The organism is Streptomyces sp. PTY087I2 (assembly GCF_001687325.1).
Taxonomy (GTDB): domain Bacteria; phylum Actinomycetota; class Actinomycetes; order Streptomycetales; family Streptomycetaceae; genus Streptomyces.
This window is the reverse complement of sequence record NZ_LZRD01000005.1, coordinates 99559-122211: the sequence shown is the minus strand read 5'-3', so window position 1 is coordinate 122211 and position 22653 is coordinate 99559. Positions and strand designations below refer to the sequence as shown.

Genomic DNA, 22653 nt, shown 5'->3' with positions numbered 1-22653 from the left:
CCTCACAGTGGCTGCCTTGGGGGCCTCACGGTGACGGCCTGCGGGCCTCGCGGCGATGCTCGTCGGGCGCTCGGGAAGATCCCGGGCGCCCGACGAGTTAGTAGAAGCGTGAACATTTCTGGGGTGCGCGAGCTGGACGTGGTCGTCATCGGCGCGGGTCAGGCGGGGCTGTCCGCCGCCTACCATCTGCGCCGCGTCGGGCTGGAGCCGGACGACGACTTCGTCGTGCTGGACCACGCGCCCCGGCCGGGCGGCGCGTGGCAGTTCCGCTGGCCCTCGCTGACGTACGGCAAGGTCCACGGGATGCACGCGCTGCCGGGCATGGAGCTGACCGGGGCCGACCCCGACCGACCCTCCTCGGAGGTGATCGGCGCGTACTTCGCCGCGTACGAGGACCGCTTCGGCCTGCGGGTCCACCGGCCCGTGGAGGTGAGCGCCGTACGGGAAGGAAGCGGCGGGCGGCTGCTGGTGGAGACGTCCGAGGGGACGTACGCCGCACGGGCCCTGATCAACGCGACCGGCACCTGGGACCGGCCGTTCTGGCCGCGCTATCCGGGCCAGGAGACCTTCCGCGGGCGGCAGTTGCACACGGCGAACTACCCGGGGCCCGAGGAGTTCGCGGGGCAGCGCGTCCTCGTGGTCGGAGGTGGCGCTTCCGGTACGCAGCATCTGATGGAGATCGCCGAATTCGCCGCCGACACCTTCTGGGTGACCCGCAGTGAACCGGTCTTCCGCGAGGGACCGTTCACCGAGGAGTGGGGGCGGGCGGCCGTGGCGATGGTGGAGGAGCGGGTACGTAACGGGCTGCCGCCGAAGAGCGTGGTCAGCGTGACGGGGCTGCCGCTGAACGATGCCGTGCGGCGCGCCCGGGAGCAGGGGGTGCTGGACCGGCTGCCGATGTTCGACCGGATCACGCCGACCGGTGTGGCCTGGGACGACGGCCGTGTCGTCGAGACCGATGTGATCCTCTGGGCGACCGGGTTCCGGCCCGCCGTGGACCACTTGGCCCCGCTGAAGCTGCGTGAGCCGGGTGGCGGCATCCGGGCCGAGAACACCCGTGCCGTACGGGACGGGCGCGTCCACCTCGTCGGGTACGGGCCCTCCGCCAGCACCATCGGCGCGAACCGCGCGGGCCGCGCGGCGGTCCGGTCGGTCATGCGGCTGCTGAAGGGGACGGGCGACAGGCGGGCGGACCAGGAAGCCGGGGCGGCCGTTGCCGTGCCGGTGCCCGGGGTCTGATCCCCTCCGCCCTCCCGCCGCCTTCCCTCCGTCGGCCGATTCGGTCAGCCCGTCGCAGCCGAGCCGGTCAGCTCCCGGCCGCTGAGCCCCTGCCGCGGTTGAACTCCTCCACGTTCTTCTGCTGCTCGTCGTAGCTGTCGGTGAACCGGGTGTCGCCGGGGCCCACCGTGACGAAGTAGAGCCAGGGGCCCGGCGTCGGGCTGACGGCGGCGCGCAGCGCCTCCTCGCCCGGGTTGCCGATGGGCGTCGGCGGGAGGCCCTTGATCCGGTAGCTGTTGTACGGGCTGTCCAGCTGGGTGTCGGCGGTCGTCGTGTCCAGGGTCGAGCGCTTCAGGGCGTAGTTGATGGTGGAGTCCATCTGGAGCGGCATGTCCTTGAGCAGCCGGTTGTAGACGACCCGGGCCACCTTGCCCATGTCGGCCGGGGTGTCGGCCTCGGCCTGGACGATGCTGGCGATGGTGACCGTGTCGTAGACGGAGACGTTGTTGCGCTGGGCCCCCGCCGTGACATGGTCCGCGGCGAAGTGCTTGCGGGCGGTGTCGGCCATGTAGCGCAGCAGGCCCGCGGGCTCGGTCGTGTCGTCGATCGGATACGTGGCCGGGAAGAGGTACCCCTCGGGGTTGCCCTCGGCCTGGGCGGGCAGCTTCAGGTCCACCGTCGACGCGGCCTTCAGCGTGCTGCCGGGCTTCAGGTCGAGCGCCTTGTCGACCGCCTCGTACACCTGCGAGACGCGACGGCCTTCGGGGATCATCAGAGTGTTCTGCGGGCTCTCCCGCTTCTTCGGCGGCTCGTCCGATCCGGTCAGGGACAGGGGGATCAGCACGGCGGCCGACACGACGAGCAGTGCGCCGACGACCAGGACGATCTTCCCGCGGCGGGTCGGGCGGAGTCTGCGACGGGGGCGGGCGTCCGGGGACTCGTTCACCATGCGGGCACGTTAACCCGGGGTGCGAGCCACGGCCGGTAGCCCGACCTCGGCGTCGGCTCCGGCGACACGAACGCCGTACGGCGCGGACAGAACACCCGTGGCCGGAACACACGAACAAGGGATCGGGTGTTCGCTGGAACGCGTGATCGTCAGGGGATTCGTTGCTCTTCACTCGTCCGGGGCGTGATGATTGCAGAGCGCAGTCAACGGGCTTCGGACCGCTACTGCGCAGTCCCACAGATGCACCACGTACAAGGAGAAAGACCAGATGAACTTCCTGACCAACCTGCTGGCCGGCGTCGTCCACTTCGTGGGTTGGCTCGTCTGACCATTGCTCCGCCCGGCGCCGTCGCTCCCCGTCCCACGGGAGCGGCGGCGCCGTCGTGTGTGCCGTGCTGCCATGTGTACGGAGCAGGTCGGCTCAGCCGGTCGGCGCGGCCGGTCCCGCGAAGGGCGGCAGTGCGGCGAACTCGGGTGCCACCGTCACCGCCGCCGCGAGAGTGTCGAGCGTCCGGCGGACCCGGGTAAGCGGGTGGTCCGGGAACTCCGCGTCCCACTGGGCGTGGTCCGCCGCGTGGAAGGGCAGCCCGCCCTGGACCTCGGGTGCGTAGGGGTGCGGTCGGAAGTACTGGTTGGGGCCGAGCTTGGCCATCACCACGGCTTCCCGCATGCCCGTCATGCCGCGCTCCGCCGCCTGGATCTTCACCACGGTGCTGCACGCGGCGCGCGGCACCGTGAAGCTGCCGATGAACGCCTGGCCGCTGGGCTGGTTCGGCAGCGGCAGTTTGAGTATCTGCCGCAGGGCGGGCAGTTCGCCCAGTGGCTTCACCGATGCCTCGATGAGTCCGCCGCCCGCCTGTGCGGTGAAGTGGGTCAGGCCGTGCCGCAGGGTCGGGCCGTCGTCCAGCGCGGCCGGGAGGTCCGGCGGCAGGTCGAAGAAGTGCAGCGACAGCACATCGCCGTGGTCGTTCAGCCAGGTGTCGGTGTCGACGGTGCGGTAGCCGGGGAGTTCCACCCCGAGGAGAGCTCTCATGCGCGGCGATCATGCCGTATGCGGGCCATGGCGGTGACGTCAGAGGGCGGGGACCGGGACCGGGTGGGAGTCGCGGCGGATCAGGGCGGCGTAGCGGCCGTCGCGGTCGAGCAGTTCCTCGTGCGTACCGCGCTCGGCGACCCGGCCGTCCTCCAGGACGACGATCTGGTCCGCGTCGCGGACGGTGGAGAGCCGGTGCGCGATGGTGAGCGTGGTCCGTCCGGCGGACAGGGCGTCGATCGCCTCCTGCACGGCCTGTTCCGTACGGGTGTCGAGCGCGCTGGTCGCCTCGTCGAGGATCAGCACCGGAGGGTCGCGCAGGATGGTGCGGGCGATGGCGAGACGCTGTTTCTCACCGCCCGAGAAGCGGTAGCCGCGCTCGCCGACCATCGTGTCGTAGCCGTCGGGCAGGGAGGCGATGTGGTCGTGGATCTGCGCGGCGCGGGCCGCTGCCTCGATCTCCTCGTCGGTGGCCTCCGGCTTGGCGAAGCGCAGATTCTCGGCGACCGAGGCGTGGAAGAGATACGTCTCCTGGGAGACGACGCCGACGGCCCGGGCGAGGGTGTCGAAGTCCAGGTCGCGGACGTCGGTCCCGTCGAGCGTGACCCGGCCGCCGGTGACGTCGTACAGCCGGGGCACCAGATAGCTGAGCGTGGACTTGCCGGAGCCGGTGGATCCGACGACCGCGAGGCTGTCGCCCGCGGGGACGGTCACGTCGATGCCGGTGAGCGTCGGGCCGTTCTTCTCATCGTAGCTGAAGTCGACGTTCTCGAAGGCGATCTCGCCGCGGATCTTCTCCAGCCGGACCGGATTCTCCGGTTCGGTGATGTCCACCGTGAGGTCGAGGTATTCGAAGATGCGCTGGAAGAGGGCGAGGGAGGTCTGCATCTGGACGCCGGTGGAGAGCAGGCTGACCGCCGGGCGGAACAGCCCCTGCTGAAGCGTCACGAAGGCGACGAGCGTGCCGATGGAGACGGTGGCGGCTCCGGACGCGAAGGTGAGTCCGGCCGCCCAGTAGATGACGGCGGGCATGGCGGCCATCACGATGCCGATCACGGACATCCGCCAGCGGCCGGCCATGTTGGAGCGCACTTCGAGGTCGACCAGGCGCTCGGACTCCTCGGCGAAGCTCTGGGTGAGGGAGTCGGAGCGGCCCATCGTGCGGCCGAGGAGGATGCCGCTGACCGAGAGGGACTCGGTGACGGTGGCGGCCATCGCGGCCATCTGTTTCTGGCGCTGGGTGGTGATCTTCTTGCGTTCCCGGCCGACGCGGCGGCTGATCGCGACGAAGACCGGCAGCAGGAGCAGCGAGACGACGGTGAGCCGCCAGTCGAGGGCGAGCATGGCGACGACGGTCGCGATGACGGCCGTGAGGTTGGAGACCAGCGAGGTCGCGGTGGAGGTGACCGTCGCCTGCATGCCGCCGATGTCGTTGGCGATGCGGGACTGGACCTCGCCCGTGCGGGTCCGGGTGAAGAAGGCGAGCGGCATCCGCTGGAGCTGGGTGTAGACGGCGGTGCGCAGGTCGTGCATGACGCGCTGGCCGACGGTGGTCGAGATGAGGGTCTGGAGCACGCCGAAGACGCTGGTCATCACGGCGGTGAGGATCATGCCGAGCGCCAGCAGGGTCAGCAGCCCCGTGCGTCCCTGCGGGATGGCGGTGTCGAGGATCTCGCGCAGCAGGAACGGGGAGGCGACCGCCACCAGGGAGGATGCGCCGACCAGCAGGCCGACGACGGCCAGGCGGCCGCGGTAGGGGCGGAAGAGGCGGAGGATGCGGCGCACCTCGGCGGGCGGCCGGTCGGCGGCGGTGCGGGCATCGGGCGGGGGCGTCCACGTGGGTTCGTCGGGTTTCATGGGCTCCTTCGTCGGGCGTGAGGCGCGGCCGGGCAGTCCCGGCCTCGCGCAGTGAGAGCCTAGCTCATTGTTACCTATACTCACAATGAACAAGGTCCTGATATTGTTCCCGTATGGACGCACCGGATTCCCCCGACACCTCCGACTCCCCTGATTCCCGCGATTCGCGTGACTCCCGGGATGCCCGTGACGGCTTGCTCGCCGAGCAGCTGCTGCGGCTCACCCGGCGGCTGCACCGCATCCAGCGCCGCCAGCTGGAGCCGATCGACATCACTCCGGCCCAGTTCCGGCTGTTGCGGACGGTCGCGAGCTACGACGCGGCCCCCCGGATGGCGGATCTCGCCCGACGGCTCGACGTCGTCCCGCGCGCCGTGACCACGCTGGTCGACGCCCTGGAGGCGAGCGGCCGGGTGCGCCGCGCCCCGGATCCCGACAGCCGCCGGGTGGTCCGCATCGAGATCACCGACGAGGGGCGCGCCACGCTGCGCTCCCTGCGCAGCGCGCGCCGGGCCGCCGCAGAGGAGATCCTGGCTCCATTGACCGCCGATCAGCGCGAGGTGTTCGGCGAGCTGCTGTCCGCTCTGGTCGACGGAATGCCGGAGCGCCACTGCTGAGCACCGTCGCCGCGTGCCACCGCCGAGCACCGAGCCGAGGGGAAGGCCGACATGCCGCTGCTGGAGCCCGACCCGGAAGCCCTGCGTCCCGGAACGCCACGGGAGCCCGCCCCCGACCGGGTCACCGACCGCAGCGCCGGCGGCACGCCCGAGCCACTGCGGAGCGAGCTGACCGCCCTGCTCGGCGCGGACAAGGTGCTCTGGAAGATCTCCGACCTCGTGCGGTACGCCTCCGACGCCAGCCCCTACCGCTTCCTCCCCCGGGTCGTGCTGGTCCCCGAGGATCTCGACGACGTGTCCGCGATCCTGTCGTACGCCCACGGCAAGGGCCGTTCCGTGGTCTTCCGGGCCGCGGGCACCAGCCTCAACGGCCAGGCGCAGGGCGAGGAACTCCTCGTCGACGTACGCCGCCACTGGACCGGCGTGGAGGTGCTGGACGACGGGGCGCGCGCCCGGATCCTGCCGGGCACCACCGTCATGCGGGCCAACGCCGCCCTCGCCCGGTACGGCAGGCTGCTGGGCCCCGATCCGGCCAGCGCCATCGCCTGCACCCTCGGCGGGGTCGTCGCCAACAACGCCTCGGGCATGACGGCCGGCACCACCCGCAACTCCTACCGGACGCTCGCCTCGCTCACCTTCGTCCTGCCGAGCGGCACCGTCGTCGACACCGCGGACCCCGCAGCCGACGAGGAGCTGGCCCACGCGGAACCGGAGCTGTGCGCGGGGCTGCTGGAGCTGAAGGCGGAGATCGAGGCGGACGCGGAGCTGAGCGCCCGGATCCGCGCCAAGTACACGATCAAGAACACCAACGGTTATCGCCTGGACGCCTTCCTCGACGGGGCGACGCCGGTGCAGATCCTGCGGGGGCTGATGGTCGGCTCCGAGGGCACGTTCGGCTTCATCTCCGAGGTCGTCTTCGACACCCTCCCGCTCGACCGGCGGGTCTCCAGCGCCCTGCTGTTCTTTCCCTCCCTCACCGCCGCCGCGGCCGCCGTGCCCCGGTTCAACGAGGCGGGGGCGATCGCCGTGGAGCTGATGGACGGCAACACCCTGCGCGCCTCCGTCAGCGTGCCGGGTGTTCCGGCGGACTGGGCGGCGCTGCCCCGGGAGACGACCGCGCTCCTGGTGGAGTTCCGGGCGGCCGACGAGGCGGGCCAGGCGGCGTTCGAGCGGGCGGCGGACGCGGTCGTGGCCGGGCTGGATCTCGTCCGTCCGGCGGCGTCCGTGACCAACGCGTTCACCCGGGACGCCGGGACGATCGCCGGGTACTGGAAGGCCCGCAAGGCGTTCGTCACCGCCGTCGGCGGGTCCCGGCCCTCCGGCACGACCCTGATCACGGAGGACTTCGCGGTGCCGCCCGCCCGGCTGGCGGACGCCTGCGCGGCGCTGCTGGAGCTCCAGTCGCGCCACGGCTTCGACGCCGCCGTGGCGGGTCACGCGGCGCACGGCAATCTGCACTTCCTGCTCGCGTTCGACGCGTCGAAGCCGGCCGACGTGGCCCGGTACGACGCGTTCATGCAGGAGTTCTGCGCGCTGGTGGTGGACCGGTTCGACGGGTCGCTCAAGGCGGAGCACGCCACCGGCCGCAATATCGCGCCGTTCCTGGAGCGCGAGTGGGGGCCGCGCGCCACGGAGCTGATGTGGCGGACGAAGCAGGTCATCGACCCCGCCGGGGTGCTCGCCCCGCGGATCGTGCTGGACCGGGATCCGCAAGCCCATCTGCGGGGTCTGAAGACCATTCCGAAGGTGGAGGCGGTCGCCGACCCGTGCATCGAGTGCGGCTTCTGCGAACCGACCTGTCCCAGTGAGGATCTGACGACCACTCCGCGCCAGCGGATCGTGCTGCGCCGGGAGATGATGCGCCAGAGTGACGGCTCACCGGTGGAGTCCGGCCTTCTGGACGCGTACGGCTATGACGCCGTGGACACCTGTGCCGGGGATTCCACCTGCAAACTCGCCTGCCCGGTCGGCATCGACACCGGGGCGATGATGAAGGGCTTCCGGCACCGCCGGCACACCCCGCGCGAGGAGCGGATCGCGGCGCTCACCGCGAAGAACTTCCGGGCGGTGGAGGCCTCGGCGCGGCTGGCCGTGGCAGCGGCCGACACCGTCGGGGACCGGGTCGGAGACGCCCCGCTCCAGGCCGTGACGCGGCTCGCGCGCAGGGCCGTGCGCCCCGATCTCGTACCGGAGTGGCTGCCGCAGATCCCCGGTGCGGCGGCCCGGCGGCTGCCGGACACCGCACGCGTCGGGGCGAGCGCGGTGTACTACCCGGCCTGCGTCAACCGCATCTTCGCCGGGCCGGACGACGGCGACGCGGGGCCGGTGCTCTCCCTGGCCGAGGCGGTGGTCGCCGTGTCCGGGCGGGCCGGAAAGCCGGTGTGGATCCCCGAGGACGTCACGGGGACGTGCTGCGCGACGATCTGGCACTCCAAGGGGTACGACGCGGGCAACCGGATCATGGCGAACCGCATCGTGGAGGCCGCCTGGGGCTGGACGGCGGGCGGGACGCTGCCGCTGGTCGTGGACGCCTCCTCGTGCACGCTCGGCATCGCCGAGGAGGTGGAGCCCTATCTCACCGAGGACAACCGGGCGCTCCACCGCGAACTGACCGTCGTGGACTCGCTGGTGTGGGCGTCCGAGGAGCTGCTGCCGCGTCTGACGGTGTTCCGGACGGCCGGCTCGGCGGTCCTGCATCCGACCTGCTCGATGCAACATCTGGGTGATGTGGGGCAGTTGCGGGCGCTGGCCGAGGCCTGCGCCCGGGAGGTCGTGGTCCCGGACGACGCGGGGTGCTGTGCGTTCGCCGGCGACCGGGGCATGCTGCACAAGGAGTTGACCGACTCGGCGACGGCCAAGGAGGCGGCCGAGGTCGACCGCCGCCCTTACGACGCCTACCTGTCGGCGAACCGGATGTGCGAGATCGGCATGGAACGCGCCACCGGACATCCGTACCGCTCGGCGCTGATCGAACTGGAACACGCCACCCGCCCGACTCTCCCGTGAGTCGCTGACGGCGGGCGTCAACACCCCCGCCGGCCTGCACAGATGAGCGTGTGAAGGCCCCGATTGGTTGCACCAGTCGGGGCTTCGGCGTGCCGTGAGAAAAGTCCAAGGTTTGAGGACAAGAGTCCAAATACTTCCCTTGCGCACCATCAGCCTCACCCTCCAGGGTCCTTACCGAGCCCCGGTCCCGCCCGCCCGTATCCGTACGGCGGGACCGGGCGCGCTCGCGCACCGTCTGAACCCCCACACCCCACCTGGAGGCTCGATGAACGACGACGCCCGGCCCGCACCGGAACCGCACGACATCCCCCCGCACAGCGGCGCGGCCGACGAGGCGAACCGGCGGGATCCCAGCCGCCGTTCGGTGCTGTGGACCACGGCGGGCGTGGCCGGGGCCGGACTCGGCCTCGGCGCACTGGGCGGCGGGACCGCGTCGGCGGCCGGGGCGAGTGCTCCCGAAGCCGTCGCCGCCGCGGAAGCGGTGGCCGCCGCCCCTCCCCGGCAGGGCCGCACCATGGCGGGCGTGCCCTTCGAGCGGCGCTCCGCGGTCCGGGTCGGCATCATCGGCCTCGGCAACCGCGGCGACAGCATGATCGACCTCTTCCTCGCCGTCCCGGGCGTCCAGGTCAAGGCGGTGTGCGACCCGGTCCGGGACAAGGCGGAGAAGGCCGCCAAGAAGGTGACGGCCGCCGGTCAGCCCGCCCCCGCGGTCTACGCCAAGGACGAGCACGACTACGAGAACCTCTGCAAGCGCGGGGACATCGACTTCGTGTACGTGGCGACGCCGTGGGAGTTGCACTTCCCGATGGCGAAGACGGCGATGCTGAACGGCAAGCACGTCGGGGTGGAGTGCCCGATCGCGATGCGCCTGGAAGAGCTGTGGCAGCTCGTGGATCTCTCCGAGCGCACCCGGCGGCACTGCATGCAGCTGGAGAACTGCTGTTACGGCAAGAACGAGATGCGGGTGCTGCGGATGGCGCATGCGGGTCTCTTCGGCGAGCTCCAGCACGGCGCGGGGGCCTACAACCACGATCTGCGCGAGCTGATGTTCGACCCCGACTACTACGAGGGTCCGTGGCGACGGCTGTGGCACACCCGGCTGCGCGGTGACCTCTACCCCAACCACGGGTTCGGTCCGGTCGCCAACTACATGGACGTCAACCGGGGCGACCGGGTCGTCAGCATCAGCAGTGTCGGCACCACCGCCCTGGGGCTCGCCGCGTACCGCGAGGAGCACATGGAGCCGGGCGACCCGAGCTGGAAGGAGTCGTACATCGGGGCCGACCGGACGATCAGCCTCGTGCAGACCGCCAAGGGCCGGGTGATCCGGCTGGAGCACGATGTGTCGTCGCCGCACCCGTACTCGCGGATCAACAGCCTCGGCGGGACCCGGGGCGTGTTCGAGGACTACCCGGAGCGGATCTATCTGGAGCCCACGAACACGAACCACCAGTGGGACGACTTCAAGAAGTACGCCGAGTGGGACCACTGGCTGTGGAAGGAGCACGCCAACCCGCCGGGCGGCCACGGCGGGATGGACTACATCATGGTGTTCCGCCTGATGCAGTGCATGCGGCTCGGTCTGGTGCCCGACTTCGACGTGTACGACGCGGCGGTCTGGACGGCCCCCGTGCCGCTGAGCCATCTGTCCATCAAGGCCAAAGGCGCGCCCCTGCCGATACCTGACTTCACTCGCGGTGAGTGGAAGAAGGCCCGGTCCGGCATGGACTCGGAGAAGCCCGCGGAGTGACGTCTCCGGGGTTCCGGGCCCGTCCGGCCCGGAACCCCGCAGGGCGGGGGCGACCGGAATAAAACCGGTTGCCCCGGAACGGGACGAACAGGGAGCCTTGCACGTCACCCCGTCTTCGAGGTCCTTTCCGGATCTCCGTTTCACGAGCCCTGGGACGTCATGCAGATTCGCGACCTTCCGTATTCGGATCCCGGCGACCCCGATGTACGTTCGGGCCCTCGCTTCCTGTTCTGGCTCGGCCGCAATCAGCTCGGCGGACAGCTGAAGTCCCTCTCCTGGGGGCTGCTGCACCAGCTGGGCATCGCCGGTCTGCCGCTCACCGTGGGGCTCGCCGTCCAGGCCGTCATCGACCGCTCCGGTGGGCGGCTCGCCCTGGCGGGCGGTCTCATCGTGGCCCTCGGCGTGCTGATCGCCGTCGGCGACACCATGCTCCACCGGACCGCCGTGACCAACTGGATCACCGCCGCCGCGCGGGTCCAGCAGCTGCTCGCCCGCAAGACCGCCGAGCTGGGCTCCGCGCTGACCCGCCGGGTCGCGGCCGGTGAGGTCGTGGCCGTGTCGACCGGTGACGTGGAGAAGATCGGCTGGTTCGTCGAAGCCCTCTCCCGGTTCGCCGCCGCGGCCACCGCCCTCGTGGTGATCTGCGTCGGCCTGGCGATCTACCTGCCGTCCCTCGGGCTGGTGGTGGCACTCGCCATGCCGGTGCTGGCCCTGGCCGTGCTGCCATTGCTGCCGCGCGCGACCCGCCGCGCCGACGAACAGCGCGAGAAGGCGGGCAAGGCCACCGAACTGGCCTCGGACACCGTCGCCGGGCTGCGGGTGCTGCGCGGGATCGGCGGCGAGGAGCTGTTCCTCGGCCGCTACCGCCGCGCCTCGCAGGAGGTCCGCCGCGCGGCCGTGCGCTCGGCCCGGATGTGGGCGCTGATCTCGGCGGTGCAGGTGCTGCTGCCGGGGATCCTGCTGATCTCCCTGGTCTGGTACGGGGCGACGCTCGCCCGGGACGGCCGCGTCGACGTCGGCCAGCTCGTCACGGTCTACAGCGCGGCCACCCTGATGCTGTTTCCTCTTCGTCACTTCGAAGAGATCGCCATGGCCTACTCCTTCTCGCGGCCGTCCGCCCAGCGTGCGGTGCGGGTGCTGTCGCTGCACCGCAGTGCGCAGGAGGCCACGGTGGAGGGGGTGACGCCCACCGGCGATCTGTACGACCCGGCGACCGGGCTGATGGCCCCGCGCGGGCAGTTCACCGCCGTCGTCTGCGGCGACCCGGACGAGGCGGGCCGGCTGGCCGAACGGCTCGGCGGCCACGCGGAGACCGGTGAGGACGACGGGGAGGCCGCGGCGGTCCCGTCAGTGCTGCTCGGCGGGGTCGCCCTGGACGAGATCCCGCTGGACGCCGCGCGAGCGGCGGTCCTGGTCCAGGACAAGGACCCGGTACTGCTGTCCGGCACGCTCCGGGAGCTGCTGGACGTCCCGTCGTCGGGCCTGGTCACCGCGGACGCGGCGCTGGAGGCGGCCCAGTGCGGCGATGTGCTGAGCGCCCTCGCCCAGGCGTCCGCCGACAGTGACGGGGACCCGATGCGGACCCGGATCACCGAGCGCGGCAGGTCCCTGTCCGGCGGCCAGCGCCAGCGTCTCGCGCTGGCCCGGTCCCTGGTCACCGACCCGGAGGCGCTGGTGCTGGACGAGCCGACCTCCGCGGTCGACTCGCACACCGAGGCACGGGTCGCCGCCGGGATCGCGAAGCTGCGCCAGGGACGTACGACGGTGGCGTTCGCCTCGTCGCCGCTGCTGCTCGACGCCGCCGACCGGGTGGTCCTCGTCCACGAGGGCACGGTCGTCGCCGTGGGGAACCACCGCGACCTGCTGCGCACCGAACCGCGCTACCGGGCGGTCGTGACCCGCGAGACCGACGACGAGGCGGCCGCCGCGAACGCGGTCAACGGCGTCGGCGACGTCCCCGTCCTGAAGAGCGACGACGTCCCCGCCATGAAGAGCATCGAGGAAATCGAGGAGAGGGCATGATCGGCGTCGCACCCCCGGCGTACGACCCCGCGGCCCCGGAGTCGGCGACGACGCTGCCCGTGGGCACACCGACGACCGTGCGGAGCTACGTACGGAGTCTGCTGCACCGGCACCGCAGGGCGTTCACCGTCCTGGTCACGGTCAACGCGGTGGCGGTGATCGCCTCGATCACCGGACCGTATCTGCTGGGCGGTCTGGTCGAGGACCTCTCGGACGGGGTCACCGATCTGCATCTGGAGCGTACGGCCGCGATCTTCGCGGTGGCGCTGGTCATCCAGGTCCTGTTCACCCGCTCCATGCGGCTGCGGGGCGCGATGCTGGGCGAGGAGATGCTCGCGGATCTGCGCGAGGACTTCCTCGTCCGGTCCGTCGGGCTGCCGCCCGGTGTGCTGGAGCGGGCCGGGACGGGCGATCTGCTGTCCCGGATCACCACGGACATCGACCGGCTGGCGAACGCGATGCGCGAGGCCGTGCCGCAGCTGGCGATCGGCGTCGTGTGGGCGGGTCTGCTGCTCGGCGCGCTGACGGTGACCGCTCCCCCGCTGGCGCTGGCCGTGCTGATCGCGCTGCCGGTGCTGATCGTGGGCTGCCGCTGGTACTTCCGCCGCGCCCCGTCCGCGTACCGCTCGGAGGCCGCCGGTTACGCCGCCGTCGCCGCGATGCTCGCGGAGACCGTGGACGCGGGGCGGACCGTGGAGGCGCACCGCCTCGGCGGCCGCCGGGTGGCACTGTCGGACCGGCGGATCGAGGAGTGGACCGCGTGGGAGCGGTACACGCTGTTCCTGCGCTCGGTGCTCTTCCCCGTCATCAACGCGACGTACGTGACGATCCTCGGCGCGGTCCTGCTCCTCGGCGGCTGGTTCGTCCTGGAGGGCTGGCTGACGGTCGGGCAGCTGACGACGGGGGCGCTGCTGGCCCAGATGATGGTCGATCCGATCGGGCTGATCCTGCGCTGGTACGACGAGCTCCAGGTGGCCCAGGTGTCGCTGGCGCGGCTGGTCGGCGTCCGGGACATCGAGCCGGACGCGGGCGACGCCGAGGTCGGCCCCGACGGCCGGGACGTACGGGCGGACGAGGTCCGTTTCGGGTACCGGGAGGGCGTCGACGTCCTGCACCAGGTGTCGCTCGACGTGGCTCCGGGCACCCGGCTCGCCCTGGTCGGCCCGTCCGGCGCGGGCAAGTCGACGCTGGGCCGGCTGCTGGCGGGGATCTACGCCCCGCGCACCGGTGAGGTGACGCTCGGCGGGGCGGAGTTGTCGCAAATGACGGCGGAGCGGGTCCGTGAGCATGTGGCCCTGGTCAACCAGGAGCACCATGTCTTCGTCGGTTCGCTCCGGGACAATCTGCGCCTCGCCCGCGAGGGGGCCGAGGACGCGGAGCTGTGGGCGTCGCTGGCCGCGGTCGACGCGGACGGCTGGGCGAAGGCTCTGGAGAAGGGGCTGGACACCGAGGTCGGTTCGGGCGGATTCGCACTGACCCCGGCGCAGGCGCAGCAGATCGCGCTGGCCCGGCTGGTGCTCGCCGATCCGCACACGCTGGTGCTGGACGAGGCGACCTCGCTGCTGGACCCGCGGGCCGCCCGCCATCTGGAGCGTTCCCTGGCCCGGGTGCTGGAGGGCCGTACGGTGGTGGCGATCGCGCACCGGCTGCACACCGCGCACGACGCGGATGTGATCGCGGTCGTGGAGGACGGCCGGATCAGCGAACTGGGCAGCCATGACGAGCTGGTGGCGGCGGACGGCGCGTACGCGTCGCTGTGGCGGTCCTGGCACGGGTGAGGCGTCTTTGTCCGAACGGCCCGGTGACCCCGCCTCAACGGCGTGGGGTCACCGGGCCGTTCGGTCTCACCGGCCGTCCTGGATGTCACCCGGCCGGTCGGGCGCGACCGAGCCGTCCGGATGTCACCGGGCCGCTGGGACGGGGTGGGGCTGGAGGAGCTGGTCGACGGGCGCGTGGTCGTCGGTGAGCACCCGGGCGTTCCCCGTCCAGGCGGTGAGGGTGTCGCCGGTGGCGATCCTCCAGCCGACGTCCCGGGCGTCCATGGCTTCCTGGATGGCGGGGGCGTCGAGCGGCCGGGCGGAGGCGACGACCACCATGTTGCCGCCGACGACCGAAGCGGTCGGGTCCAGGCCGATGTCCGCGGGCTGCCCGAGCAGCGCGACATACGGGAAGGTCGCGGCGAGGGTGGCGACCTCGGCGCGGGCGAAGGCGAGCCGGCCGTGGTCGATGAGGTTGGTGACGTACAGACCGTCCGCGTCGAGCGCCCGGCGTACGTCCTTGAGCGCCTGGGACGTCGTGAGGTGCCAGGGCGCGCTGACGCCCCCGAAGGCGTCGCCGACGACCAGGTCGTGGCTGCGCGCGGCGAGCCGCCGCAGGCCGAGCCGCCCGTCCTCCACCCGTACGTCGATGCCGGTCGCGGCAGGGGTGCCGAGGCCGAGCCGGTCGTGGTCGATGCGGACGACCCCGGGGTCGATCTCGGAGACGAGGCTGCGGGTTCCGGGGCGGGTGGCCGCGAGGTAGCGGGGGAAGGTGAGGCCGCCGCCCCCGATGTGGTGGGCGGTCAGCGGCTCGCCCTCGGGGAAGGCGGTGTCGACCACGGACGCGAAGGCGCGTACGTACGCGAACTTCAGGTACGCCGGGTCCTCGACATCGACGTAGGAGTGGCGCAGGCCGTCCAGGACGAGGGTGCGGCCGGTGTCCCGGTCGGGGTCCGCGACGATCCGGGCGCAGTGGTAGCGGGTCTCCGCGTCGCAGCCGCCCGGGGCGAACCCGGTGGCGAGGGTGCCCGCGACGACGGTGGCGAGGGCCACGGCCGTGGCGCGCCGCCAGCGCCGGGCCTGCCAGCCGGTGACGGCGGCCCCCAGCACCAGCAGCGTGCCCAGGCCGATCAGGATGGCGCTGACCGGCAGCCGTGTGACCAGGACGAATCCGGTGAGGACGGTGCCGACGATGGCTCCGAAGGTACCGACGCCCGACAGCCGCCCGACGACCGTCCCGGTCTCGGCGAGGCTGGTGAGCCGCAGCTTCGTCACGAACGGGGTGACGGCGGAGAGCAGCGCGCCCGGGACGAGGAGGGTCGCCGACGCGACCAGCAGGAGCAGCGCGGGAGACCACTCGGCGGTGGTACGGAGCAGGAGCGGGGTGAGCGCGACGACCACGCCCGACACGCCGAGCGCCGGGGCGATGAGCCGGTGCGGATCGACCTGGTCGGCGATGCGCCCGCCCAGCCAGGAACCCAGGGCGATGGCGGTCAGCGCGATGCCGATCACCAGCGTGCTGGTCTCCAGGGTGAGGCCGAGGTAGGGGGCGAGCAGCCGCAGGGCGACGATCTCGACCACGAGGACCGCGGCCGACGACCCGAACACGAGGACCGCCGCGGCCCGGGAACCCAGGCCCCGGTCGCGGGGCGAACCGTCGCCCACGGAAGACACGGGAGAGCCCGCGGAAGACACGGGAGAGTCGTCGGCCACGGGCGAGGAGGGCGAGGTGGTCACCGCAGCATCCTCGCACGGGGCAGGCGGCCGAACTCCCGTCCGACGTAAGCACGTCCGGGCCCGGGGCCGTTTCCCGAACACAGCCCCGCCCCACTGTCCGGGCCCCGTTTCACCCCTGTCAGGAGGCGGATGCCGGAGCCTGCGGTGAGGATGAGGGGTGAATCACCCGGTAAACGGGGCAGGCGAGCGCAGAACCACGCAAGCCCGAGAAGGGACGCAGACCGTGGCACCACCCAGGATTCTCGTCGTCGGCGCCGGCTTCGCAGGCGTCGAGTGCGTACGCCGTCTGGAGCGCAGGCTCGCTCCGGGCGAGGCCCAGATCACGCTCGTCACGCCGTTCTCGTACCAGCTGTATCTGCCGCTGCTCCCCCAGGTGGCGTCCGGGGTGCTCACGCCGCAGTCCGTGGCGGTGTCGCTGCGCCGCAGCCGCCGCCACCGGACCAGGATCGTGCCGGGCGGGGCGATCGGCGTGGACACACAGGCGAAGGTCTGTGTGATCCGGAAGATCACGGACGAGATCGTGAACGAGCCGTACGACTACCTCGTGCTGGCGGCGGGCAGCGTCACCCGCACCTTCGACATCCCCGGGCTGCTGGACAACGCGCGGGGGATGAAGACGCTGGCCGAGGCCGCGTACGTGCGGGACCACGTCATCGCCCAGCTGGATCTGGCGGACGCCAGTCACGACGAGGCCGAGCGGGCCTCCCGGCTCCAGTTCGTGGTGGTCGGCGGCGGGTACGCGGGCACGGAGACGGCCGCCTGTCTCCAGCGGCTGACCACCAACGCGGTGAAGCACTACCCGCGTCTTGACCCGCGCCTGATCAAGTGGCATCTGATCGACATCGCGCCGAAGCTGATGCCGGAGCTCGGCGACAAGCTCGGGCAGGCCGCACTGGAGGTGCTCCGCAAGCGGAACATCGAGGTGTCACTCGGGGTCTCGATCGCCGAGGCGGGGCCGGAGGAGGTCACGTTCACCGACGGCCGGGTGCTGCCCTGCCGGACGCTGATCTGGACCGCCGGAGTGGCCGCGAGCCCGCTGGTCGCCACGCTGGGCGCGGAGACGGTACGCGGGCGGCTCGCCGTGACCCCGCAGATGAGACTGCCGGGCGCGGACGGGGTGTTCTCGCTCGGCGACGCGGCCGCGGTGCCCGACCTGGCGAAGGGCGACGGGGCGGTCTGCCCGCCCACCGCACAGCACGCGATGCGCCAGGGCCGGGTGCTGGCGGACAATCTGATCGCCTCGCTGCGCCACGAGCCGCTCAAGGACTACGTGCACAAGGATCTGGGGCTCGTCGTGGACCTCGGCGGCAAGGACGCCGTGTCCAAGCCGCTGGGCATCGAGCTGCGCGGGCTGCCCGCGCAGGCGGTGGCGCGCGGCTACCACTGGTCGGCGCTGCGGACGAACGTGGCGAAGACCCGGGTGATGACGAACTGGATGCTGAACGCGGTCGCCGGTGACGACTTCGTACGGACCGGGTTCCAGTCCCGCAAGCCCGCGACGCTGCGGGACTTCGAGTACACGGACGTGTATCTGACGCCCGAGCAGATCAAGGAGCACACGGCGGCGACGGTCATCAAGCACTGAGCCGCCGGGCCCCGTACGAGCGCGCCCCTTCAGGACAGGGGCGCGCTCACCGCTGCCGGGACAGCACCGTCTCCACGGTGTCCGCCTCCTGGGCGGTCTTGTCGTCGCGGTAGCGCAGGACGCGGGCGAAGCGGAGGGTGACCCCGGCGGGGTAGCGGGTGGAGCGCTGGAGTCCGTCGTAGGCGATCTCCACGACGAGTTCCGGGCGTACGGTGACGACATGGCCGTCGTCGTCGGTGGCCAGCTCGCCCAGCTTCTCGGTCTGCCACTCCAGCAGGGCGTCGGTCAGCCCCTTGAAGGTCTTGCCGAGCATCGCGAACGTACCGTCCGGGCGGCGGGCGCCCAGGTGCAGGTTGGAAAGCTTGCCGGTGCGCCGGCCGCTGCCCCATTCGACGGCCAGCACCACCAGGTCCAGGGTGTGCACCGGCTTCACCTTCAGCCAGGACGCGCCCCGGCGGCCCGCGCTGTAGGCGGCGGCGAGGTCCTTGACGACGACGCCCTCGTGACCGCGCTCCAGGGTGTCGGCGAGGAACGCGTCGGCCGCCGCGCGGGCCCCCGGGTCCTCCGCGTCGGGGACGAGCGCGCGGCGGACCCGCAGATGCTCGGGGAGGAGCCGGGCCAGGGCCGCGTGGCGGTCGGTGAAGGGCAGGTCGAGCAGGTCCTCGTCGTCGACGAGGAGCGCGTCGAAGAAGACCGGGACGACGGGCACGTGCGCCGCCGCCTCCGCCACGTCCCGCCGTGAGCCCACCCGCGATGCGGTCTCCTGGAAAGGCCGGGGTCTGCCGTCCTCGCCCAGGGCGATCACCTCGCCGTCCAGGATGAAGCGGCCGGCCGGGAGGGCGGCGACGGCGGCGGTCAGCTCGGGCAGCCGGTCGGTGATGTCGTCGAGGGTGCGGGTGTAGGCGCGGATGCGGTCGCCGTCGCGGTGGACCTGCACCCGGATGCCGTCGAGCTTCTCCTCGACCGCGCAGGGGCCGAGCTTCTCGACGGCCTCGGTGACCGAGGCGGCGGTGTGGGCCAGCATCGGCTGGACGGGCCGCCCGACCGTTAGCCGGAACGCGGCGAGCGCCTCGGGCCCGTCCGCGAGGAGGACCCCGGCGACCTCCTGGAGCGACCCGGCGAGCATCACGGCGCGCCGGACGTCGGCGGGCGGGGCGTCGGCGGCGTGGGCCAGGGCGTCGGCGGCGACGGCGTCCAGGGCCCCCTGGCGCACCTCGCCGGTGAGCAGGGCCCGCAGGAAGCGCTGTTCGTCCTCGGTGGCGGCCGCGAACAGGGCGCGCAGCTGCTCCTTGCGCCGGGCCTGGGAGCCGGGTCCGGAGACGGCTGCGAGGGCGGTCAGTCCGGCGTCGACACCGGTGACGGTGAGGGTGGGTTCCGCCGCGGGCTCCACCGGGTCGCCGAGGGTCCGCCATCCCACCCCGATCCGGCCCTGGGGCAGCCGTCCGGCGAGGTACGGGATGACGACGGGGACGTCCTCGGGTCCGGCGTCCCGGAACAGGCCGGCGAGGAGCGCCACCTTCCGGGACCGGGCGGAGGTGGCGGCGACCTCCAGCGACACCTGGGCGAGCTCGGCGAGCAGCATGCGCCCATGGTGCTACGGGGCGGAGCGCACCGCCCGCCGGAGAGGCACCGGACGCACCGGACGCCGACCGGCCGGGCGAGCCGTCATATGTAGTTGAGGGCGGCGGCCCCGCCCACTCCCCCGAGGACCATGAAGGCGGGCATCAGGACCTTCATCTCCACCCAGCTGCCGGCCCGGAAGCGCATGGCCTTCGGCGGGCCGATCGGGTACCAGCGCTTGCGGCCGATCGGGATGGGCCACAGGATCGGGCAGCCCGAGACGGTCAGGGCGTCGCCGATGTCGTGGACGAGGGCGCCGAGCACGATGGGCAGGCCGAGCCACAGGTACTCCTGGCCGGGGGCGTCGAAGAGCCAGTTCGCCCCGTTGCCCGGCTGGTCCAGGACGCCCGCGAGGATCCAGGCGCTGGTGGCGCCGAGCAGCCAGACGAGCACATCGCTGGAGACCCGGGCGGCCCGCCAGAGCAGGCCCTCGACGGCCAGCACGAGGTGGACGAAAAGGATGCCGAGGACGGCCCAGCGGCCGCCGAAGATCGCGGCGGCGGAGCAGCCGGCGCCGACGAGGGCGGCCCAGAGCCAGGTGTGGGTCAGGGTGCGGTGGCCGCCGGTCCTGCGGGGGTCCCCGGCGCTCTTCGTGGCCTTGTAGACGGCGAACGAGAGTTTGTCGACGATCTCGCAGAGGGTCTTGGAAATCGGTCCGAAGGCGCGCGAGATCGTCGCGGACTTGTGGTCGAGGTCGGGGGCGAGCGCGGCTCCCGCGCAGATCAGCGCCCCGACGACAAGAACGGGCCACGGCATCGTGTGGCCCGCGGCGGCGGCCGCCGCGCCCACCCCCAGCCAGGCCGCTGCCCCTGACAGAGAGTGTGCCGGTCCCATCATGGTCTGTCCCGCCCCCAGTGGTTCGTGCGCCCATCACCGGTGCGGCGCGGGCAGGTTGAGTCCGCAGCGTACCGTCCGTGATCTTCGTGCCGTCCGCCGGTTCCCTCATCCGGGCGGAAGACAGGCAAGATGGGGGCGTGACCCTCATCGACCAGCTCCCCCAGACCGCCGACCCGGACGCCCTCTTCGAGGCCTTCTCCTCATGGACCGAGAGCCAGGGCATCACGATGTACCCGGCTCAGGAGGAGGCGCTGATCGAGGTGGTCTCCGGGGCGAACGTGATCCTGTCCACCCCGACCGGTTCGGGCAAGAGCCTGGTGGCGGCGGGCGCGCACTTCACGGCGCTGGCTCAGGACAAGGTCACCTTCTACACCGCGCCGATCAAGGCGCTGGTGTCGGAGAAGTTCTTCGACCTGTGCAAGCTTTTCGGCACCGAGAACGTCGGCATGCTCACCGGCGACGCCTCGGTCAACGCGGACGCCCCGGTGATCTGCTGTACGGCCGAGGTGCTGGCCTCCATCGCGCTGCGCGACGGGAAGTACGCCGACATCGGCCAGGTCGTGATGGACGAGTTCCACTTCTACGCCGAGCCGGACCGGGGCTGGGCCTGGCAGATTCCGCTGCTGGAGCTGCCGCAGGCGCAGTTCGTGCTGATGTCGGCGACGCTCGGCGACGTCTCGATGTTCGAGAAGGACCTGACCCGCCGTACGGGCCGCCCCACCTCGGTGGTGCGTTCGGCGACCCGTCCGGTGCCGCTGAGCTACGAGTACCGCTTCACGCCGATCACGGAAACGCTGACCGAGCTGCTGGACACCCGGCAGTCGCCGGTCTACATCGTGCACTTCACGCAGGCGGCGGCCGTCGAGCGGGCGCAGTCGCTGATGAGCATCAACATGTGCACGAAGGAGGAGAAGGAGAAGATCGCCGATCTGATCGGCAGCTTCCGCTTCACCACCAAGTTCGGCCAGAACCTCTCCCGTTACGTACGCCACGGCATCGGGGTGCACCACGCGGGGATGCTGCCGAAGTACCGCCGCCTCGTGGAGAAGCTGGCCCAGGCGGGGCTGCTGAAGGTGATCTGCGGTACGGACACGCTCGGCGTGGGCGTCAACGTCCCGATCCGTACGGTGCTGTTCACGGCACTCACCAAGTACGACGGGAACCGGGTGCGGACCCTGCGCGCGCGGGAGTTCCACCAGATCGCGGGCCGGGCCGGCCGGGCCGGGTTCGACACGGCCGGGTTCGTCGTGGCGCAGGCCCCCGAGCACGTCATCGAGAACGAGAAGGCGCTGAAGAAGGCGGGCGACGACCCGAAGAAGAAGCGCAAGGTGGTCCGCAAGAAGGCCCCGGAGGGTTTCGTCGCCTGGTCGGAGTCGACGTTCGACAAGCTGATCCAGTCCGAGCCGGAGCCGCTGACCTCGCGCTTCCGGGTCACGCACACGATGCTGCTCGCGGTCATCGCCCGCCCGGGCAACGCCTTCGAGGCGATGCGGCATCTGCTGGAGGACAACCACGAGCCGCGCCGGGCGCAGCTGCGGCACATCCGGCGGGCCATCGCCATCTACCGCTCGCTGCTGGACGGCGGGGTGGTGGAGCAGCTGGAGACCCCGGACGCGGAGGGCCGGATCGTGCGGCTGACGGTCGACCTCCAGCAGGACTTCGCGCTGAACCAGCCGCTGTCCACGTTCGCGCTGGCCGCGTTCGACCTGCTGGACGCCGAATCGCCCTCGTACGCGCTGGACATGGTCTCGGTCGTCGAGTCGACGCTGGACGACCCCCGGCAGATCCTGGCCGCCCAGCAGAACAAGGCGCGCGGCGAGGCCGTGGGGCAGATGAAGGCGGACGGGGTCGAGTACGAGGAGCGGATGGAGCGGCTCCAGGAGGTCACGTACCCCAAGCCGCTGAGCGAGCTGCTGTGGCACGCGTACGACGTGTACCGCACGAGCCACCCGTGGGTGAACGACCATCCGGTGTCGCCGAAGTCGGTGATCCGGGACATGTACGAGCGCGCCATGACGTTCACGGAGTTCACCTCGCACTACGAGCTGGCCCGGACCGAGGGCATCGTGCTGCGGTATCTGGCGAGCGCTTACAAGGCGCTGGAGCACACGATCCCGGACGACGTGAAGTCGGAGGATCTCCAGGACCTGATCTCCTGGCTGGGCGAGATGGTGCGTCAGGTGGACTCCAGTCTGCTGGACGAGTGGGAGCAGCTGGCCAACCCCGAGGTGGAGACCGCCGAGGAGGCCCAGGAGAAGGCGGACGAGGTCAAGCCGGTCACGGCGAACCCGCGCGCCTTCCGGGTGCTGGTGCGCAACGCGATGTTCCGCCGGGTGGAGCTGGCCGCGCTGGACCGGGCCGGTGACCTGGGCGAGCTGGACGGCGATGCCGGGTGGGACGAGGACGCGTGGGGCGAGGCCCTGGACGCGTACTGGGACGCGCACGAGGAGATCGGGACCGGTCCGGACGCGCGGGGCCCGAAGCTGCTGAAGATCGAGGAGGACCCGGCGCACGGGCTGTGGCGGGTCTGGCAGGCGTTCGCCGACCCGGCGGGCGATCACGACTGGGGCATCAAGGCCGAGGTGGATCTCGCGGCGTCCGACGAGGAGGGCCGGGCGGTCGTCCGGGTCACCGAGGTCGGCCAGCTGTGAACCGGCCCCTGACGCGC

14 protein-coding genes are annotated in these 22653 nt (G+C 71.8%); 8 read left to right on the top strand and 6 right to left on the bottom strand.

The window, feature by feature from the left end:
• Window positions 1-108 precede the first annotated feature (108 nt).
• Entirely contained in the window at window positions 109-1239 is a 1131-nt protein-coding gene (locus tag A3Q37_RS06850; RefSeq protein WP_255311754.1) for an NAD(P)/FAD-dependent oxidoreductase, read from the top strand.
• Window positions 1240-1306: 67 nt separating this feature from the next.
• On the opposite strand, the gene mltG is transcribed toward A3Q37_RS06850, so the two are convergent.
• The 3 genes from mltG to A3Q37_RS06835 form a co-directional block, all read right to left on the bottom strand.
• Window positions 1307-2167 carry an endolytic transglycosylase MltG gene (mltG, locus tag A3Q37_RS06845; protein ID WP_065479077.1) on the bottom strand — a complete coding sequence of 287 codons (861 nt, stop codon included), beginning with the start codon at window positions 2165-2167 and terminating at the stop codon, window positions 1307-1309.
• A 421-nt stretch (window positions 2168-2588) separates the two neighbouring features.
• Window positions 2589-3200, bottom strand: coding sequence for a hypothetical protein (locus A3Q37_RS06840; protein WP_065479074.1), 612 nt, complete (start codon window positions 3198-3200; stop codon window positions 2589-2591).
• Between the two features lie 39 nt (window positions 3201-3239).
• Window positions 3240-5057, bottom strand: a complete 1818-nt coding sequence (locus A3Q37_RS06835; RefSeq protein ID WP_065479071.1) for an ABC transporter ATP-binding protein — start codon at window positions 5055-5057, stop codon at window positions 3240-3242.
• Window positions 5058-5170: 113 nt separating this feature from the next.
• Between A3Q37_RS06835 and A3Q37_RS06830 the strand changes: the two genes are divergently transcribed.
• From A3Q37_RS06830 to A3Q37_RS06810, 5 genes are all read left to right on the top strand, one after another.
• Window positions 5171-5671: a MarR family winged helix-turn-helix transcriptional regulator gene (locus tag A3Q37_RS06830; protein WP_065479068.1), complete on the top strand. Its 501-nt coding sequence runs from the start codon at window positions 5171-5173 to the stop codon at window positions 5669-5671.
• A gap of 51 nt (window positions 5672-5722) precedes the next feature.
• Window positions 5723-8677 carry an FAD-binding and (Fe-S)-binding domain-containing protein gene (locus tag A3Q37_RS06825; RefSeq protein WP_065479065.1) on the top strand — a complete coding sequence of 985 codons (2955 nt, stop codon included), beginning with the start codon at window positions 5723-5725 and terminating at the stop codon, window positions 8675-8677.
• A gap of 265 nt (window positions 8678-8942) precedes the next feature.
• The gene (locus A3Q37_RS06820) at window positions 8943-10427 is read left to right on the top strand and encodes a Gfo/Idh/MocA family protein (RefSeq protein WP_065479062.1); all 1485 of its coding nucleotides are present in this window, start codon (window positions 8943-8945) and stop codon (window positions 10425-10427) included.
• Between the two features lie 159 nt (window positions 10428-10586).
• Window positions 10587-12449, top strand: a complete 1863-nt coding sequence (locus A3Q37_RS06815) for an ABC transporter ATP-binding protein (protein ID WP_065479059.1) — start codon at window positions 10587-10589, stop codon at window positions 12447-12449.
• A complete protein-coding gene (locus A3Q37_RS06810) occupies window positions 12446-14227 on the top strand; it encodes an ABC transporter ATP-binding protein (protein ID WP_065479057.1) in 1782 nt (593 codons plus the stop codon). Before A3Q37_RS06815 ends, A3Q37_RS06810 begins: the two co-directional genes overlap by 4 nt.
• 123 nt (window positions 14228-14350) lie before the next feature.
• Here A3Q37_RS06810 and A3Q37_RS06805 read toward each other — a convergent pair whose 3' ends face one another.
• Entirely contained in the window at window positions 14351-15943 is a 1593-nt protein-coding gene (locus A3Q37_RS06805; protein WP_065479053.1) for a fused MFS/spermidine synthase, read from the bottom strand.
• Window positions 15944-16166: 223 nt separating this feature from the next.
• Here A3Q37_RS06805 and A3Q37_RS06800 point away from each other — a divergent pair, with 223 nt between their 5' ends.
• On the top strand, window positions 16167-17528 hold the full coding sequence (locus tag A3Q37_RS06800) for an NAD(P)/FAD-dependent oxidoreductase (RefSeq protein WP_065479049.1): 1362 nt from the start codon (window positions 16167-16169) through the stop codon (window positions 17526-17528).
• A gap of 46 nt (window positions 17529-17574) precedes the next feature.
• Here the strand turns inward: A3Q37_RS06800 and A3Q37_RS06795 are convergent, their stop codons facing one another.
• Together A3Q37_RS06795 and A3Q37_RS06790 are read right to left on the bottom strand one after the other, a co-directional pair.
• Window positions 17575-19110 (bottom strand): ATP-dependent DNA ligase, encoded by a 1536-nt coding sequence (locus tag A3Q37_RS06795; RefSeq protein WP_065479040.1) that lies wholly within the window; start codon window positions 19108-19110, stop codon window positions 17575-17577.
• A gap of 83 nt (window positions 19111-19193) precedes the next feature.
• A complete protein-coding gene (locus A3Q37_RS06790; protein ID WP_065479036.1) occupies window positions 19194-19985 on the bottom strand; it encodes a metal-dependent hydrolase in 792 nt (263 codons plus the stop codon).
• Window positions 19986-20122: 137 nt separating this feature from the next.
• Between A3Q37_RS06790 and A3Q37_RS06785 the strand changes: the two genes are divergently transcribed.
• A complete protein-coding gene (locus A3Q37_RS06785; RefSeq protein WP_065479033.1) occupies window positions 20123-22636 on the top strand; it encodes an RNA helicase in 2514 nt (837 codons plus the stop codon).
• The last annotated feature ends 17 nt before the right edge of the window (window positions 22637-22653 follow it).

What these genes read in the sequence shown, in the direction of transcription:
- A3Q37_RS06810 (WP_065479057.1), top strand. Translation starts at nt 12,446, where the DNA reads ATGATCGGCGTCGCACCCCCGGCGTACGACCCCGCGGCCCCGGAGTCG.
- A3Q37_RS06825 (WP_065479065.1), top strand. Translation starts at nt 5,723, where the DNA reads ATGCCGCTGCTGGAGCCCGACCCGGAAGCCCTGCGTCCCGGAACGCCA.
- A3Q37_RS06830 (WP_065479068.1), top strand. Translation starts at nt 5,171, where the DNA reads ATGGACGCACCGGATTCCCCCGACACCTCCGACTCCCCTGATTCCCGC.
- A3Q37_RS06815 (WP_065479059.1), top strand. Translation starts at nt 10,587, where the DNA reads ATGCAGATTCGCGACCTTCCGTATTCGGATCCCGGCGACCCCGATGTA.
- A3Q37_RS06835 (WP_065479071.1), bottom strand. Translation starts at nt 5,057, where the DNA reads ATGAAACCCGACGAACCCACGTGGACGCCCCCGCCCGATGCCCGCACC.
- mltG (WP_065479077.1), bottom strand. Translation starts at nt 2,167, where the DNA reads ATGGTGAACGAGTCCCCGGACGCCCGCCCCCGTCGCAGACTCCGCCCG.
- A3Q37_RS06820 (WP_065479062.1), top strand. Translation starts at nt 8,943, where the DNA reads ATGAACGACGACGCCCGGCCCGCACCGGAACCGCACGACATCCCCCCG.
- A3Q37_RS06795 (WP_065479040.1), bottom strand. Translation starts at nt 19,110, where the DNA reads ATGCTGCTCGCCGAGCTCGCCCAGGTGTCGCTGGAGGTCGCCGCCACC.
- A3Q37_RS06840 (WP_065479074.1), bottom strand. Translation starts at nt 3,200, where the DNA reads ATGAGAGCTCTCCTCGGGGTGGAACTCCCCGGCTACCGCACCGTCGAC.
- A3Q37_RS06790 (WP_065479036.1), bottom strand. Translation starts at nt 19,985, where the DNA reads ATGATGGGACCGGCACACTCTCTGTCAGGGGCAGCGGCCTGGCTGGGG.